Raw genomic sequence first — 18066 nt, forward strand, 5'->3', positions numbered from 1 at the left:
TCCCTATAGGCCCCATTAAAAAAGAGCTGCGGGTAGCAACTCCATGATTTTGAATGAAAGCCATCGTAGAAAGCACTATGTGATTATTTCCTCCCCTATGCTTGTCATAACGAATGGATGCAAAATCATAAAAGCTTCTGTTGATTAGTTCCTGCATCCATTCGTTCTATTGAGAATGTGTAACGATTACACCTTCCCACATCATCTAGCATAGGATTCAAAAAAACTAGGTCACATTTTTATACTCATGATAATACATAGAATACAAATCATTTAATGTCACTTTTCCAAATGCAAAATCCACTACATTTCTCTCCACTAAAAAAGATGTAAGCGAACTTAATAAAGCGGCTTCAGAGCTTGGTAAATGAATTAATGTTATTCCATTTGTAAGTGTTTGAAGCTTTATGTTTGGAAACAGCTCGTACAGTTGTTTTTCAGTTGTACTCGTCATATTGTTCACACGAATCGTTTTAATATGGGCTTGACTGAAGCCTTCTATTATTTGGTTCGTATCCACTAGTTTTCCTTCGTTAAACAAGAAAATTCGATCTGCATATTTCTCTAAATTGTCTAGTAAATGCGAGGCAATAATAATCACCTTCCCCTCCGCCTTTTTCTTTACTAATATCTTCGAAATAATTTCTACATTATTTGGATCAAGACCGTTCATCACCTCATCCATCATCATAATGTCCGTATTCGTAACTATTTGCATAGCAAAGCAAAGGCGCTGGCGCATACCCAGAGAATATGTGCCTGTTTTTTTATTTACATAATGCCCCATATTTAATATTTCAATGGTTTCATCTATAAGTTTTAAATCGGATTGCCACATGGTTGCAAACATTTTTAAATGTTCACGCCCGCTTAAGTGATTATACAAGTCACTTTGGTCTGGCATCATCGACACAAAACTATGAATTTTTACTTCATTTGATTTATTCGAGTAGCATAGTCCATCTTTAAATACTACTTTCCCTTTCATAGGCTTTATATAATTCATCAACACATTCATAAATGTGGATTTTCCTGTTCCATTTGGTGCAACAAGTCCAATCATTTCACCTTGCTCAAATGTCATTGAAATATCATTTAACACTTTATTTTCCGCAAATTGCACAGTAATATTTTGAATATCAATCACCTGTGTCCCCCCTATTTAATTAGCTTATAACGTCTATTCATAACAGTAAGCAGCATGAATAAAATGACGACTACAGCTAAGACAAGTAGCAACTGTAATCCTAAATTGAAATCTAAAGAATCGTTCATATAATAAAAATTTCGTTGTTTTGAAACAATTTGTCCCACTTGAATGTAAGAAGTTGGGTAAATTTGAATATCCCAAAAGTAACCAACATATCGGCTGAAATAAAACTTTTCGCCAAAAATAAGGAGTAAACCTATGGTAAAATTCATCATCTCGTTACGGAATAGGATACTGCACAATAGTACAACGTTGATAATGACAAAGAACCAAGTAAAAAGCAAAATGAGGGTTTGTCCTAAAAACATCCCTAAAGTCATCGGTTCAAATTTACCTTCCTGACGCCATTCGAGATGAGGAGCATACATTGGTGAAGGTAAATTGAAATTTCCAAAACCGGATTGTAAGCCTATAATAATGAGCCCAGCAAAAAGTGGTACAAATAATACGAAGCTACCTAGTAGTGCAACAATCATTTTCACCAATAGCTTTTTCCAATCGCTAACAGGAAATCCTTTGATAATGGATGGATGACGTTGATCTTTTGTGACGATATCAATGGCTAAAAGTAGTACACACACAATTAAAATAACAGGTAGTAATCCCTTTAATAAACGCTCGAATGTTTGAAGCGCTGTCCGTTGTTCGAAAATTTCCATTGATAATTCATAATTTGCGTTCGCATACGTATCATAACGGGCTGCCTGCTCTAAATAAGCATAAAAGGCATCATCTTCTGCATAATCATTATTTTTTATAAAATACTTTGAGTTATAGGAGAATGAATCACTTTTGTATGTAATCGCATTCGTAAAGTAATACCAATCACGAGTTACCTCTGCATATTTTTTTAGATTCCCTTCATCTAATGCTTCTAATCTCGCTTTATCTATTGGATTAATTTGCTGAAATATCTCAATTGCAAAGATGATGGCCGGATGTAGTCTATATATGTTTTGCCCCTCCATCGAATCTAAAAATTCCTGCCGTGTTAAATAGCGAGCCTCAATTTCTTCATATTCGACTTGTTCAATCGGATCATATGCATGTGCTATTTTAAACACATAAAAGAAGGTTGCAAAAGCAAGCAAAAAATAGATGGCTAAGTTTTTCTTATTCGTAAAAAATTGTTTGAATTCAAATTTGAAATAACTCCACATGCTAATGAGTACCTCCCCTATGCCCTTTTGATTTTTCCTGTTGAGAAAAACGTTTTAATAGCGAATAACATTAAAATAATACAGATAAACAATATGATTAATCCTAGATTCATCGTAATATCAACAGGCTGTGCTAAATCTACTGGTACGCCTCTTAAAATATCATTGAAGTTCATGAAATTGAAAGGATTATAGGGAAATACACTAATTAAAGATGGGAAAATCATCGGTAAAAAGAACAAGATAAAGTGCACGAATAATGTTAGATACATATTTTTCAGTAACACATTCAAGATAATCGACAGCAGCATGACGAAAATGGAAATGACGAACATATAGCCAAGGCTCATCGCGATATATTGGATGGAAGAGATTAATACAGCATCTCCTACGTATATTCCTACTGGATCTAGTGGGTTTCCAAGTCCATTTAATACCCAAAATGGACTAGCGCAAATAAAAATGAGTAAAAAGCTTGTGATGATGGTGAACAAAGAAATCATACATTTGGATAAAATATAGAAATCAAAACGAACAGGAAAGCCTTGAATTAAACTAGAATGCTCAAAATCATCTAGCAAAATAGAACTTGTTTGGAAGCTAATAAATATGTACCAGCCTGCACCTACGTAACTAAAGAAAAATAATAAGAAAGGTATGTATTGAAATAAGTCGGTTATTTTATCCCTTCCCGCATCATTCATCCATTTAAAATAAAGATAGTCCATCGAATTTTGTAATTTAGAGGGTAATAATTCTGCGATGTCATTGTATCCTTCTAATTGGAATGCCTCTTGTCTTAATTCAGCAAGCTGAAGTGAAGCCTCATAATACATGGATTGTCTGTCCATCGTTAATGTGGCTATTTGCAATGCAATCTTACTTTTTTGCTTCGTTAAATTTTTAAATATGTCGCTGCCATCACCTGTTTCCGAGGCATCCTTCACTTGAAACTTTGATAGTATCGCCTGTGTTGAATAATAATCACCCTTTTTCTCAATAAGCTGATTACCAACGGCTTGTGCCTTTATATAAAACATAAAGCCAAAAACGATCATGACAACAGCAATTAGTGCAACTAAATTTCTTCGATTTGCTCGCTCTATCACTAAACCTACTTTTAATGCTCTTAACACTGGCATCCTCCTCGCTTTTTATTGTGATAGTCTTTAGAATACTATGATAATGCTTAGTGGATATTTTTTCAATTTTTTGTATTTTGAAGGTTATGAATAGTACGAATAAAAAGGTTGCTACTTGTTGGATGAATAGCAAATAAATAATATGAAAATATAAAATTTAGTTACTTTTAAATTACTAAACTATTTAACGATTGAAAGTATCTTTCTTCTTATTTTCATGTTAGGTATTTATAGATTTAAATTTTGTATAGTAATTATCTAATGGACTGCTTCTAAAACAGATATTTATGTTACTGGTACATTCCATAAACGACATAAGTAAAAGGACTGCTTTTAACAGTCCTTAAAATGATCAACTATTTAAAATGGCTTGTTTGCCATGTTCCACATAAGTTAAAGCGAAAATTCATAGCCAGTATAATTAAACATATTCCTGAATCTTATCTTTTCTGCAACTGCAACAGAAGACTTGTTCATATCCATACAATCCCAATAGGCAATCCAATTATTCTTTAAACATTCTTGAACATAATCGTATGCGAGTGTTTGAGCTAGTTTTTTTCCTTGGTGAGTCTCTATAGTTTCGATATCTATGCCATGTACATTTGCAGCAACAATGCCTGAAATACATGTACTCACAATCTCATTACGATGAATTATACAATAGCCCATGCCTTTAAGGAGGAAAATATCAGTTGAGGACCAAAAATCTCCTATTTTGGATTGTAAAAAGTCGATGTTATTGATTGAATGATCCTTATTTTCAAGAAGTGTAGCAGTGATTTTAAAAAGCTCGTATTCATAATCCATTTTGGGTACAATATCTCCTTTATAGTCACCCTGCTGTAAAGTGTAAACTCTTTGAAGCCAGTTCCCTAAATGGCGATGTTCAAAGCTACTACGAGTATATTTTTAATGATCGTAACTAAAATAGCCAGTATTAATACAATATTTGAATAATTGCCCTTATTAGTTGAAGAAGCTTTCGTTTAATTACTCTTGTTCTCTAGCCTTTCAGCTAAATCATGAAAATCTTGCATTGATGATTTTTTAGCTAACGCGATCCCTTTTTGAATAGATATAAAAGGAATGATTAAACACCATTTTATAAATCGCTTAGATTAGCACCAATTGTTCTAAAAGGAACTAGGTTTGCACTTGTTCCTCATGATTTATTTGTATAGTATTGATGAAGGTCATTATATTTCCATCGACCTTAATCACTACAAAAATAAGCAACATGAATACGTACATGATAAATATTCCTTTCCAAGTGTTTTTAAGCACATTCGCAAACTTCCTTCCACAAGCTTCTTGTTAGTTGATAACTAAAATTTTAGTTATGCCATTCATACCATTATCGTCTTATTTTATGTAAAATAAGGAAATTATATCATTACCTACTAACATAAATTAAATTAACCAGCACGGATAGTTTGAATAGAAAAGGGCTCTACTCCATACTTGAAGGAAAGCACCTAGATAGTTAAATAACAAAACATTAAAAAATTCATATAATCCATTTACAAAATAATCATATACGTTATCATCAATAATCTTTTCCCCGTACCCTTCAAAAAATATGACTTTATCTATTTCATGTTCAAAAGCATTGGGTTTTGGGCGTATAGCCAATGATACGTCATACCTTGGGTCACCATAAGCTCCGCTTCCCCAATCAATTACTCCTGTGATGACTCCGTTGGAAACTAAAACATTATCAATTGTAAAGTCTCCGTGAATAAAAGTTTGTTTATACAAGTTAGGTTTATTTGTTTTAATATATTCTAATAATTTCTCATTTCCATCTACTTTATAATTTTTCAAATTATATTCAGCTTGCTTTAGCATATGGTCAATCCATTTTTGTTCACAAATTAACTCTTTTGGACATGGGGTTGTATGGATTTGAAATAGGAGTGCACCAAAATTAAATATCATCTCTTGCCGCTTCGCTTTATTTTTCTCGCTGAATAAAGCAGTCCTTAGTGTTTCCCCCTCTAAAAACTCAAGGAGAGCCCAGGAATCCCTTTTGTTATTTTGTTCAACAAATTTCTTTACTTTTGGAACAGGTAGTTTGGCTTGATCAGTCAAACAGTTTAATACAGATACTTCTCTATTCAACCAAGAACAAAATAATTCTCCCTTTGTCCTTTTCAATGCATAAACCCCTTTATTATTTTCAATTAATCCAACATCGGAGGTGTAACCTTGCCGTGGAAACTTTATAGAATGAATCTTGTTAAGATATTCTTTAATTTCACTTGGAATTTCATCGATATGTATTGGTTGCATTGCGTACACCCCATCTAATAAGAATTTTTACTATACCTAATTCTTCTTTTTATTTATTAAAATTCCTTCTTCAACTAAATAGCATCACTATTTTAACTAGAAAAAAGATTCTACTCGATACTTTAAGGACAGCATCTCTTTAGTTCAGTAAATAGATTTTTTGATAATATATTTCTTGTGAAATAAAGCAAAGCAGCTATTCAAAAAGGTTCGTCTTTTTGAACAGCTGCTGCTTTTTATTGCAATGGAATGCTTACTTCAATATTTTCCCCAATCGGATGAGGGTAATAGTTTAAATATAGCTTAGCTTTTCCATTATATTCTTCAAATTGTGATGTCTCCACTACATACTGCTCGTCTCGTGAAATGGTCAAACTTTTGAATTCTAATGGCGTGCCATCTTCTTTTATGGCGTCAGAGAGCTTTAATAATTTGCCTTCATTATTTTTATTCATCTTAACTGCTACACTTTGCTGCACTATTGAAATGTCCCCCTTAAAATAAGGAGGCTTCGTAAGTATCTCTTTTGTGCCAAAATCAACTTCGATAAAATCCTCACCCTTTGGCACAGCTTGAACGGCGCCAATCATAACCGTCAATGACGCTGGATCATCGAAATAATTACTTTGCAAATAGAGCGTAAATTTGCCATCGCGAATATTCCCGTCTGTTGAAATGTCATTTCTAATACTTTCTCTACGTTCACCGCTTTCTGTCATGATGGCAACATCATCGAGCGCTAATAGTTGCATTGTATTATCTTTGGCTACCTCAATATCGAGTGCCACTTTTAATGGCGAACGGCGAATTTGTGTAATTGTAAATTGCTGCCCATTGACATCGATCGTACGATTGGCAGTAAAAATTTTCTCCTTTGCAATCTCGTTTTTCAGTGAAAACGGTAAAGATATTTCAATGTTACCTTTCTCTTCATCCTGAAAGTGAAAAACTGCTTTAAAATCCTTGGAAGTATAGGCGATAGGCTTTAAAAAACTATATTTCACTGTTGAAGAGATGTATGTTTGATTGCTTGCATTCATGGTAAACGTACAGCCGCATTCAATCTCCTCATCTCCTTGAAACAATTGAACTTTCTCTAAATTTAATTTTGAAATATCAAATGAGGCATCAGCGTCATAGAACAGGACAAATCCTAAATTATCGGCAATCACGCCCTGCAGTGTAAGTGCTAGACCTTTTCTAGATTGCGTCACATTGATTTCTTCATAGTATTCATGATCTACAATATCTTTTATTCCTTTATTTATTGCAATCGCTGTGACAATTGCTTGAAAGCCAGGTATTTTGGCAACTTGGCTAGCAATCGTTGGCGAGACGCGAATTGAAAAGAGAAGGCTTAGGCAAAGCATGGAGATGCATGCAACCGAAACAATGCGCTTCTTTCTTCTTTTTTCTCGTTGAACTTTCCGAAACATGTCCATGCGAACTTGTTGCAGTTTCTCCTTTGGAACGTCAATTAATGATTTACTCATAGCCAGTCCTCCTTTTCTCTAGCAAAGCTTCTAAGCTTCTTTAAAATGTGATGAAGCTTCGATTTCACAGTACCCTCAGGAATTTGATTGAGCTCAGCAATTTCTTTGTTTTTTAGTTGCTGGAAATATTTCATATAGAGGAGTTGCTGCTCCGATAAAGATAAATGTTCCAATAATTTCTCCATATCTGAGTAGATGACCCATTCAGATAGGTGGTGTTCCTCAATCTGAACAGTCGGTGGACGTTTTCGTAAATGGTCTTTACAACAATTGATTAAGACACGCACAAGCCATGTTCTGGCATATTCGTGCTGTTGTACGGTATGCATTTTTTTGAGTGCCTTGTAAACAAGCTCCTGCATCACGTCCATAGCATCTTGCTCATTTTTCATATATGTAAAGGCCATGCGATATAAAATATCCTCATCCATTTCAATCAATGAAAGTATCGCTTCTTGATCTCCACGTATAGCACGCTGCTCTAATTCAAATTTCATCCTTTTTCGCCTCCTTCTCTCATTAGACTCAACATTGTTGCATTTCGTTCAAAATTTTTGAAACTTTTTAGGAAACTGTCATTTCAACACATCTCCCCATTAATAGTAAGAAGCGATTGCTCTAATTGAACAATCGCCTCTTCCCCTAACCTGTATGTATTGGTAAACATTAAACACCATAATGAATCATCCATTTATCTTGCTTTATTGCTTCAGCTATTTTTTTGATTAATTCTTCAAGTTCTGCAGATTGGTATTCGACATTGGCTTCACTCACCATATTTAAAAATTGTTTATGGGAGCTCGGTGGTATCAAGGTTATCCCCCAATAGGCGAGACTTTTAAATGGCCTATTTGTGTTGTGTGCAAAAGTTTCGAGGTGATGTATTTTTTTGCCAAAATTCTTTGAAAGCAGTTCATCAAAGAGGTCACCATCTACACCGATGGAATTGTATTTTTCAGGTTCATAAGCAGCATACTCCTTGTCTTTTTCTATACAAGCAATGATCCCAAACTCATGAATGTATGGCATAGTATCGCAACCTCCAATTCCCTTTATGCCCGGCTAATGATTACGTTTTTTGCAAGAGAATCTTTGCAAGACGAAAAATACCTTCCTCAATGGCTTGTTCATCAATTTTAGCAAAGCCTAGTACCCATCCTTTCCGATTATTTTCTAAGCAATACTTGCTCAGTGGATAAACACGTATCCCATTTTCGAGTGCGAGGTTCGTCATTGCTTCTTCATCAAACGATTCTTCCGCCTCAAGAAGCATATGCAAACCCGTTTCAATGCCACTTAGCTTGAAACGTTCGGCTAGTCCTGTCGCCATGATTGCCTTTGTCATCGCTTCATGTCTACGTCGATAGACATTTCTAGCTCTCCTCATATGACGCATAAAATGACCGTGCTCAATAAAATGAGCAAGCGTTAATTGCTCCATAATGGGAAGATGCCGATAGGTTAATTGTTGTACTTGCGCAAGCTGGCGAATGGCATCTTTTGGGCCGATAACTGCCGATATTCGTATGCCAGGAGCAACCATTTTAGAAAAACTCATCATATATAATGTGTTGTGGGGTTGTTGGCTAAACAAAGTAGGAAGCGGGCCACCTCGATACCTAAATTCACCATCATAATCATCTTCTACAATCCAAAATTGATTTTTCGCAGATTTTTGCAGCAATTGTTGTTTGCGTGGCTCAGACATTATGACACCCACTGCACATTGGTGAGAAGGCGTAACAAAAATAAGCTTGGTTTGTGGATCAATCTGCTCTACTTGTACGCCATACTCATCCACGGGCACAGCGACAACATTCATACGCCTATATTTCATGGTCATCCAGGCTGCAGGAAAGCCCGGATCTTCAACAGAAACCGTTTCTCCTTCTTTTAGAAGGGCTTGGGCAATCAGATCGATGCTATGCTGCGCGCCAGAGGTTAAGATGATTTGGTCAATCTCTACATGAACACCTCTTTCAAATGTCAGGTAACGTTGAATCTGTTCACGGAGCGGTGTGAAACCGTAGGCATCGCCATAGCCCCAATTGGTCAGATCTGTTTCTGCTGAAGCCTGTAAAAACGATTGTCGCCAAGTTTTTCGGAAATGCTCGTCCAAATACGGCTCATGGGGACAAAAATCGATTGCGACGTTTCCATTTTCTTTGCCTCTAAACCAACTGTTTAATTCATCAACTGCCACGTTTAATAAAGGTAATGTTGGCGTAGATGGTCCTTGAGGAATCACCTCATCTGCCAAGTTGGTTTTAAATCCCCATTCACTTACTCTTGTTCCTCCACGCCAATTTGTCACGGTATACCCTCGACTAAATAATTCCTCATAAACAATTTGTATAGTTGAGCGAGAAACACCTACTAATAAGGCGAGTTCTCGGGATGGAGGAAGTAACTCCCCTGGTGGCCATTTGCCTGTTGTAATATGATGAATAGCTTGGTCAAGTAACTGTTGCCATATAGGATTTTTATCGTCTCGGTTAACTTGTAACATTCAATTCACTTCCAGTTAGAATAGAGATTGTTAAAATATGCGAAAATTAATCGTTTTGTATAGTCAATAAGTATTATACTATCAAATCGATCATTTTATAGATATAGGATGTTTGTAGTACACCTTGCATCATCTAATTACATGATAACATCCTTTTAAAGGCTACATCTGCAGCATGAATCGTTCTATCAATATCATGTATGGAATGAGCAGTCGAGATAAATATGCTTTCATATTGAGAAGGAGGTAGAAGTATACCCTGTTTTAGCATTTCTTTATAAAAACGGCGAAACATCTCAGCATCTATTTTTTGAGCATCATCAAAATTTTGTAAGGGATGATCGATGAATGCGTAGCCAATCATTGTCCCAGCTTTCGTTGTTTTAAGTGGAATATGGTTGTTATGAGCTACTTTTGATAAGCCTTGTATAAGCCGATCTGCTAACGCTTCGATATACGAATAACTGTTATGATTTAATTTATTGATTGTGGTATACCCCGCTACCATAGCGATTGGATTACCCGATAAGGTTCCAGCCTGATAAATACTACCTTCAGGTGCAATGTGATTCATGATTTCTTTTCTTCCACCATATGCCCCAACAGGCATTCCTCCACCAATGATCTTTCCTAAACATGTTAAGTCTGGTTTTATGTTATAAAGCCCTTGAGCAGAGTGGTAATCTATACGAAAACCAGTCATGACCTCATCGAGTATAAATAGGCCACCATATTTTGTAGTGAAAGAACGTATTGCTTGAAGAAATTCAGGGTTAGCTGGTATTCCCGCCATATTGCCTGCAAACGGTTCTACGATAACTGCTGCAATTTGTGAGCCATATTTATCAAATATCGTTTTCAGGACTTCGATATTATTATAAGGAATGGAGATTGTATGCTTAGTAATCTCTAAAGGTACACCCAGACTATCAGGAAGGCTGAATGTAGCAATTCCTGAGCCTGCCTTTACTAATAGATGATCACTGTGCCCATGATAGTTTCCATCAAATTTCACAATGATGTCTTTGCCAGTAAATCCTCTAGCTAGTCTAATGGCGCTCATTGTTGCTTCTGTACCCGAATTAACCATTCGAATCTTCTCTATGGAAGGTAAGCGAGTAGATATTAATGTGGCTAGCTTATTTTCTTGTAAAGTTGGCAATCCAAAACTTGTCCCCCTCTGGATGGCTTCAAGAAGTGCATCTGAAACCTCCTTATCTGCATGTCCATGAATTAATGGGCCCCAAGATAGCACATAATCTATATAGCGATTGCCATCAATATCATATATGTTTGAGCCTTTCCCATGACTCATAAAAATTGGCTCCATCCCAACTGATTGAAATGCTCTCACTGGGCTATTTACCCCACCAGGCATAAGTTTTTTTGCTATTTCGAAGGCTTCTATTGATTTCGTCGTATCGATGTTAAAAACCACCTTTCGTAGTGATATTATCTTTGTCTAATTTGTTGTCCCTCATTTATGCTTTGCTGTTTTCTGAGCAATGGAACATTCATTAATAAATGTGCGCCCAAACCTGCTACAAGCCCCCAAAATGCCCCGCCAACTCCAAGTAAAGTAACATTTGCGGCTGTTGCTAAAAAAGTAATGAGTGCTGTTTCGCGTCCAATTGGATTTGTTAATGCATTGGCAAGGCTACTTCCAATTGTGCCTAGCAACGCTAATCCCGCTAATGTTGCAATGAACGTAGCTGGGAGAATTAAAAACAATGCAGCCAATGTTACCCCAAAAATACCGACAATTATATAAAAAATGCCACAGACAATACCTGCAATATAACGTTTTCTTGAATCCTCATGAGCGTCCTTCCCCGTACAGATGGCTGCTGTAATTGCTGCTACGTTAAAAGCATGTGATCCAAAGGGGGCTGTCAGGAGTGATCCCAATCCTGTTACAATCAAAATCGGATTGGCACTCGTTTTAAATCCATCATTTCGCAACACTAGCATGCCTGGCATGTACTGTCCTGTTAAGGTAATAATAAAAAGCGGCAAAGCGACACCCAATAATGCATGTAGAGAAAACGTTGGCGCAACAAATACAGGAGACGCGAAGGCTAACTCGATATGGCTGAAATCTACCTGCCCCATACTTATTAAATAAATCAAGCCAATGACTAGCATACCGACAATTGCATAGCGAGATGTAAACCTTCTTAATACGATATACGTAGTAAACAGGACGATGACAAGTAAAGGTTCCACTTTCGCACCACCAAAGGCTGAAATACCAAATTGTAATAAAATACCTGCCAGTAAACCTGAAGCAATGCCTGGCGGAATGAGTTGGACAAAACGTTCAAACATGCCTGATAAACCTAACAAAACAAATGCTATTGCAGAAATAATATAAGCACCAATGGCTTCAGCATACGGGGTAACCGCTAAAGCCGAAACAAGAAACGCTACGCCTGGTGTTGACCAAGCTGTAATAATGGGTTCACGGTATCGGTAACTTAGCCAAATACCCGTTACCCCCACACCAATGGAAATCGACCATATCCATGATGCAGTCATTTCTGGACTTAGACCAGCAACCTTGGCAGCCTGAAACACCAAGATAAAAGTGCCCCCATAGTTAACTAAGACAGATATAAAAGCAGCGATGGTGGGCGACAGGAAATCACGCACATTCAGTGAAACGGATGTTGAGTTCATACACTTTCCTACCTTTCTACAAATTATTTTAATCCCTTCTTCATACTAGGAATTCATCACGTATTCTCGTCCTTTAAGGACTGTTTCCTTCCTTTGTGGAATGTCGTTTTCCTATTGTCATTAGCCCTCTTTATGTAATGTATAATTCCATAAAATTCCAATTTGCTTGATTCCAAGTAACGCTTTACTTGTCGCTATCTAATAAAATGTCAATCTACCTGAACTAAACAGAAGTAGCACTCCCCCTCCTTGCTAATAAATGAACGGTCTTAGCATAACGCAATACGGATTGATAAAAAACATCCAAAACTGCGAATTTGAGCAGTCCATAAAATTAGGTACAATAAAATAACCACTATCCCTATAGTGTAGTTTTATAAAAATGACTAATCGTTAAAAACAAAGATTGATCATTCATATTAAGTTTGATAAAAATCCTGTGTTGAAATGCAGGATTTTTTTGTCAACAAACGGGCCATTTAATAGAATAAAATACAATAATTATTGGACGCGAAGATTGTGAAGATTACTTAAACTAATGGTGCAGGTTAGTTGAAGTACCATCTCCTTTTTATATTGGAACTTTCATCTAAATACAAACGTTAAACTTATAAATTCTCTACTGTTATTAATAGTTTTGTGAAATAGAAAGGGGACTTTTATGAAATCCAATCTTTTGGTGTGGGTATTTTTTCTTCCTTTATTCTTATTTTTCAGTTTAATGCTATATATTGAAGTTTCAATTTATTCAGCTTTGCCTCCAGAACTAGGTGGAAGGGGTTTTTGGGTGGAATTTAAGAATGCTTGGTATCGTTCAATTTGGTTTTATGCAATAGTATTGTTATTTTCCTTCTTGCTTTATTTGAAGTTTTTACATAAAGGAAAATAAAGAATTAATAAACTTTTGCTGTTGAACTAACGGTATGCTTTAGTTTAGCAAGAATTATGCTTATAATCTTCCACAATCGGGCGCGATTCTGGAACAAGAATCAGCGCTTTTTTTAATTAAAGGGCCAGATTATTGATAAACCTTTTCAATAAAATTGGACATTATTGTTGAATTATTGAGTAAAAGATTTTGAAGCTTTTCACTTAAACTAACGGGGCAGTTTAGTTCAAGAATTGATAGACGAAAAGGGACTAAAATATGGTAATATTATTTACAAATAGTCTTTTTTACATAAGGGGGATTTTTTTGAAAAAATATCTAAAAATTGTTGTTGTTTTTATTCTAATAATTTCATGTCTAACCCTTACTTCTTGTACAAAAACAGAAAAAGAGCAAAAAATACTTGACAAAGAAATGGTGTTCTCATTTGAGCACCCTCAAACCAAACAAAAATACAAAATCATTTATGCCAATCAACTGTTTTATCCGTATATTGAAAAGGTCAAAGATAATCCGAATCTTTCAACCTCGGAAACCTTAGAACTGTATAATAATGAGATTATTCAACCCATATATCAAGATTGTTTTGAAAATGGAGAATACCTTCATATGGCAGAAAACCTTCTTAATACGATTCCTAATGGGTTAACAGAAATAGAAGTGGTAAGTGAAAAAATGGAGACTCGTAAAGCAGAAATCAATCAACTTATACAAGAATCCCTTTTGAAATCAGCTGACCTCCTACCCTCTCAAAGTGATGTAGCAGTTTGTGTATTCCCTTCCTCTACCAATAATAGGAGGGCATTCGCAGTAGGGGCGGGCAAAATTATTATCCCACTTAATCTAAATGGTTTGGGGGATGCTTTAAAGTCAATCGTTGCCCACGAATACCATCACAGTGTTTGGGCGGAAAAGCATGCCAATGGGGACAGGTTTTCTGTTTTGGATAATATGGTTTTTGAAGGAAAAGCGGTCATGTTTGAAAAATCTGTATATCCTGACTACGACTATACTCCGATTTACTTGACTTACAACAAGGTTTTGTGGTCTAAAGTTAAACCTGATTTAAAAAATTATGACAGTAATCGTAGTTTAGAAATTTTAAATGGCGGAAAAGGGTTGCCGATATCTTACGGCTATAGTGAAGGCTACAAGATGGTTAAATCCTATCTTGACTTAAATCCTGATAAAACTCCAGAGGAATGGACTGCCTTAAGTGCAAAAGAAATTTTTGAAAAAGGAAACTATCTTGAAAACTATAAATAACAAATCTATGAATGAATTGACATATATTATAGGGGTAAATATATATTAAGAATTAGTTAAAAATAATTGAGTTGCGTATGCAGCTCTTTTTTTCTTATTGAACTAACCAGGTGCTTTAGTTCAAAAACGATCTTCAACAATCGGGCACTTTTCTGAAATTAGGAAAGCGTCTTTCTTCATGAAAAGGGCCAGATTGTTGAATAACAATTAAGGTCACCAAAGGACGCTTTGGGAGCTTTTTTGTTAATGGTATAATATATTTAAAATTCCTTTATTAGGGTTGCTTGTGCGAGAACTATACTGTCAATAGATTGTCTTGGAGGAGAAGTGATTTTAAATGAATAGACGAAAATTGTATTGGGTATTACTTGTTCCTAGTGTTCTTATATATATTGTAACTTTAATTTTATTGCCTGAAAGTAAAAAGAATTATTCTGTATTTATAATTCTCTTATTTTGGATTGTTTATTATGGTGTTATTAAAATAAATGATTTGAAAAACAAACGAAGAAAATTATAGGGCATTTAATTGAAAAACCGATCTTCAACAATCGGGCGCAATTCTTTAATTAAGAATGCGTCTTTTTTCATGAAAGGGCCATATAGTTTGTAACATACTTTTGTCCCTATAGATACATCCTCATTGATTATTCAATACCTTTTTATAACGAAAGGTGTTTTTATTTATCTCGTTTTTAGTTAATCCTAGCTGAATATTGATTACAACAAATGCACCTATTCTGATGGTTTGTTGAACAGTCAAATTAAAGAGGAAATTCCTCAATTAGATGTAGATGTATTGTATTTAGCGGTCGTGGAAAGCTTTTTGAGGCAAAGCTTACGATACATAAACACAAGCAGAGCAAACAAAAATCGTTCGTTTAGATGCGTTAAGCGTTGAAAAGCAATTATCTTTTCGAAAACAACAACCAAAGAAATAGTAAAGCGTATTTTGAATTAATCAAAACACGCTTTTTTTATACTCAAATGAATTATTCTTTTATTATCATGTGCCTTCAAGTAGCGTTACCTTTAGATGAGTTACAGTTAAAACACCAAGCAGTTGTGTACTGTCGCTACGAAAAGACTTACATAAAATATTTGTGACTGCCGTTTCACTTACGTTACATAAAACATTTGTAACTGCCGTTTCACTTACGTTACATAAAACATTTGTAACTGCCGTTTCACTTACGTTACATAAAATATTTGTAACTGCCGTTTCACTTACGTTACATAAAATATTTGCTGAAAGAAGTTATACTGCAAACGATTTACTGTAAAACAATAGTTTTCGCTCGATCCTCATTGACAGTATAAAGGAAGAAGTTTAATGTAATATCTTTTTCTTTTATATTTTTAAATGTTTCTACTTGTTTGTGTGTTCTTAACACTCCGTCATTAGAACGAGTTTCAGCAAAGATTCTTTTGCCATTCTCATAAATAACATTTTGTGTGATACCTCCAAATTGCTCGTTCTTACTTTCTGATTCAACAATTAAATCATTACCTTTCGTATAGTAGGTAATATCAATTGGATACCCGTTTAATTCTGCATTTAGAGTCTTTGGAACTTCAGAAATATTTCTTAGCTCTACTTTGTCTTGCTTTCCAGCTTCATAAGAAATCTTCGCATCATTTAAAGTAAGAGAAATTTCTTTATTCGTAATATCCTTTATCAGCCCCAATGTTTCAAAAGAAATATAATCTTTAAAATTATTTCCCGATAATTCCTGTTCGCCAATTCGTAATTTAAACTGACGATAGTTGAAATGAGCTATATTAGAATTAGAATCTATATATTTTTCATCAAAATAAAGCTTTACTTCACTTGGTGTAATAACAAGCTCGTTAAATTGAAGTTGCTGAGAGCCTATCTCAATTGTTTCGTCTATATCCATAACAAATGTAGATTTTTTAGCAAGATCCTGATTGTATTGGAAATCCAGGCTCCACGTATCTGGTTTATAACTTACTGTATCAGTATAACTTAAAAATACCCCTAATTTTTCTACCACTTCTTTTTGAATTTCTAGTGTATCACTGCTTTTAATGACATTTGGTTTTGGACGTTTATGAGTAACGCCAAAACTCGCAATGTTTTCACCTTGAATTTTATAAGATAAATATGCGTTTTCTATGTTATTGGACTCCTCCAGATCGATAAGATAATCCAATGTATATTGCCCGTTTTGATATCCATTTGAAGTGAATTCTATATGTGATATTCCATCTTGATTAATAGTAATTTTTTCAGGGAACGCGTTCGATTGAACCACATCTTTTAACTCTACACTTTTCAACTGTGTCTCCTTTACACCTCCAAGTTGAAGTGTGACATTGCTGTTGTGCGGGATTCCCTCATCTGTATGTAGAATCCCTACTAATTGATCCGTTTCCTGATTATATACTGCGTTAGCCTCCAACTTTATTTCTTTTCCGTCATTTATTTTGAGTGATGCTTGTTCGAAATCTGCTGCATCGATTGGATAATCATGATCAATATCTAAGCTAAAGTTAATAGTAGTACCATTTTGATCTGAAATTACATTATGGATATTTAATACGCCAGCTTCGTTTTCTACAGTTTTATTGACTTCCTGTCCAAAGCCATTTTCTAAAGAAGTAATAATGCCTGTTCTATTCATATTTCGCATCCAGTCCAAGATTTCTGTTGTATATTTAGCAAATACAGGTGTGGCTGATAAAACAATTGTGAACATAATGGCGGTTAATATAACTTGTGGTTTATAGCTATGTTTTTTAGTTTTATAATTTTGATTTTGTTGTTTACGGATGATTTTACTCCACATTTCATTCTCATTAGGATAATCTACTTGATCGTACTTCACTTTTTCTTTCATTAAATCGTCCATATTATTCACGATGATCCCTCCATTCAAATAACAAATTTTCATCTACTTGGATAAACTCTTTCGTTAATTTTTTACCTTTAAAAAGCCTCGATTTAACCGTTCCCTCAGGGATTTTTAGAATTTCAGCGATTTCTCTATCTTTACAATCATGCACATATTTCAATATCATTACCTTCCGTATACGAACAGGCAATTTGTTCATTAAGTCGACTAACTCACTTTTATTTTCATTGAGCTGTATTGTACGCTCAATATTTTGGGATTTGTCAACTCGCATCAATGATAGGAATTCAAAATTTTCTTTTAATAGCAGTCTTTTCATTTTCTTTAAATAATTTCGAGACATATTCATAGAAATACTAAGTAGCCAAGATTTTTGATTTTGTATAGATTGGAAATCTTCACTCAAAGCTTTTGCAAATACATCCTGACAAAGGTCCTCTGCATCGTATTTATTTTGAAGCATGTAATAGCAAGCTCTGAAGACGTCCTTATAATATGTTTGAAACAAGACCCTTTCATCGCTAATTTGTTCCACATTCCCACC

Annotated in this window: 14 protein-coding genes; 1 reads left to right on the forward strand and 13 read right to left on the reverse strand. The window is 35.0% G+C overall.

What is annotated here, in order from left to right; all coding sequences use genetic code 11:
• Nucleotides 1-226 precede the first annotated feature (226 nt).
• From LCP48_RS12425 to LCP48_RS12475, 11 genes are all read right to left on the reverse strand, one after another.
• Nucleotides 227-1147, reverse strand: coding sequence for an ABC transporter ATP-binding protein (locus tag LCP48_RS12425; protein ID WP_004230421.1), 921 nt, complete (start codon nt 1145-1147; stop codon nt 227-229).
• An 11-nt stretch (nt 1148-1158) separates the two neighbouring features.
• Nucleotides 1159-2370, reverse strand: a complete 1212-nt coding sequence (locus LCP48_RS12430) for an ABC transporter permease (RefSeq protein WP_225340239.1) — start codon at nt 2368-2370, stop codon at nt 1159-1161.
• Nucleotides 2371-2387: 17 nt separating this feature from the next.
• Nucleotides 2388-3512 carry an ABC transporter gene (locus LCP48_RS12435; protein WP_192807162.1) on the reverse strand — a complete coding sequence of 375 codons (1125 nt, stop codon included), beginning with the start codon at nt 3510-3512 and terminating at the stop codon, nt 2388-2390.
• Between the two features lie 393 nt (nt 3513-3905).
• Nucleotides 3906-4322 (reverse strand): GNAT family N-acetyltransferase, encoded by a 417-nt coding sequence (locus tag LCP48_RS12440; protein WP_004230427.1) that lies wholly within the window; start codon nt 4320-4322, stop codon nt 3906-3908.
• 603 nt (nt 4323-4925) lie between these two features.
• Entirely contained in the window at nt 4926-5807 is an 882-nt protein-coding gene (locus LCP48_RS12445) for a phosphotransferase family protein (protein ID WP_225340240.1), read from the reverse strand.
• Between the two features lie 236 nt (nt 5808-6043).
• The gene (locus LCP48_RS12450; RefSeq protein WP_004230430.1) at nt 6044-7300 is read right to left on the reverse strand and encodes a DUF4179 domain-containing protein; all 1257 of its coding nucleotides are present in this window, start codon (nt 7298-7300) and stop codon (nt 6044-6046) included.
• Nucleotides 7297-7797 carry a sigma-70 family RNA polymerase sigma factor gene (locus tag LCP48_RS12455; protein WP_009371691.1) on the reverse strand — a complete coding sequence of 167 codons (501 nt, stop codon included), beginning with the start codon at nt 7795-7797 and terminating at the stop codon, nt 7297-7299. The genes LCP48_RS12450 and LCP48_RS12455 overlap by 4 nt, the downstream gene beginning before the upstream one ends.
• 169 nt (nt 7798-7966) lie before the next feature.
• Nucleotides 7967-8329, reverse strand: a complete 363-nt coding sequence (locus tag LCP48_RS12460; RefSeq protein ID WP_004230432.1) for a hypothetical protein — start codon at nt 8327-8329, stop codon at nt 7967-7969.
• Nucleotides 8330-8369: 40 nt separating this feature from the next.
• Complete coding sequence (gene pdxR, locus LCP48_RS12465) at nt 8370-9809, reverse strand: MocR-like pyridoxine biosynthesis transcription factor PdxR (RefSeq protein WP_216485444.1); 1440 nt, start codon at nt 9807-9809, stop codon at nt 8370-8372.
• Between the two features lie 133 nt (nt 9810-9942).
• On the reverse strand, nt 9943-11235 hold the full coding sequence (hemL, locus tag LCP48_RS12470) for a glutamate-1-semialdehyde 2,1-aminomutase (RefSeq protein ID WP_225341037.1): 1293 nt from the start codon (nt 11233-11235) through the stop codon (nt 9943-9945).
• Nucleotides 11236-11261: 26 nt separating this feature from the next.
• A complete protein-coding gene (locus LCP48_RS12475; RefSeq protein WP_009371695.1) occupies nt 11262-12488 on the reverse strand; it encodes a benzoate/H(+) symporter BenE family transporter in 1227 nt (408 codons plus the stop codon).
• A gap of 1195 nt (nt 12489-13683) precedes the next feature.
• On the opposite strand from LCP48_RS12475, the gene LCP48_RS12480 reads away from it, so the two are divergent.
• Nucleotides 13684-14643: a DUF2268 domain-containing putative Zn-dependent protease gene (locus LCP48_RS12480; protein ID WP_004230439.1), complete on the forward strand. Its 960-nt coding sequence runs from the start codon at nt 13684-13686 to the stop codon at nt 14641-14643.
• Nucleotides 14644-15917: 1274 nt separating this feature from the next.
• On the opposite strand, the gene LCP48_RS12485 is transcribed toward LCP48_RS12480, so the two are convergent.
• Nucleotides 15918-17519 carry a DUF4179 domain-containing protein gene (locus tag LCP48_RS12485; RefSeq protein ID WP_225341038.1) on the reverse strand — a complete coding sequence of 534 codons (1602 nt, stop codon included), beginning with the start codon at nt 17517-17519 and terminating at the stop codon, nt 15918-15920.
• A gap of 1 nt (nt 17520) precedes the next feature.
• Nucleotides 17521-18057 (reverse strand): RNA polymerase sigma factor, encoded by a 537-nt coding sequence (locus LCP48_RS12490; RefSeq protein ID WP_004230443.1) that lies wholly within the window; start codon nt 18055-18057, stop codon nt 17521-17523.
• Nucleotides 18058-18066: the final 9 nt, after the last annotated feature.

This window comes from Lysinibacillus capsici (assembly GCF_020217405.1).
GTDB lineage: Bacteria > Bacillota > Bacilli > Bacillales_A > Planococcaceae > Lysinibacillus > Lysinibacillus capsici.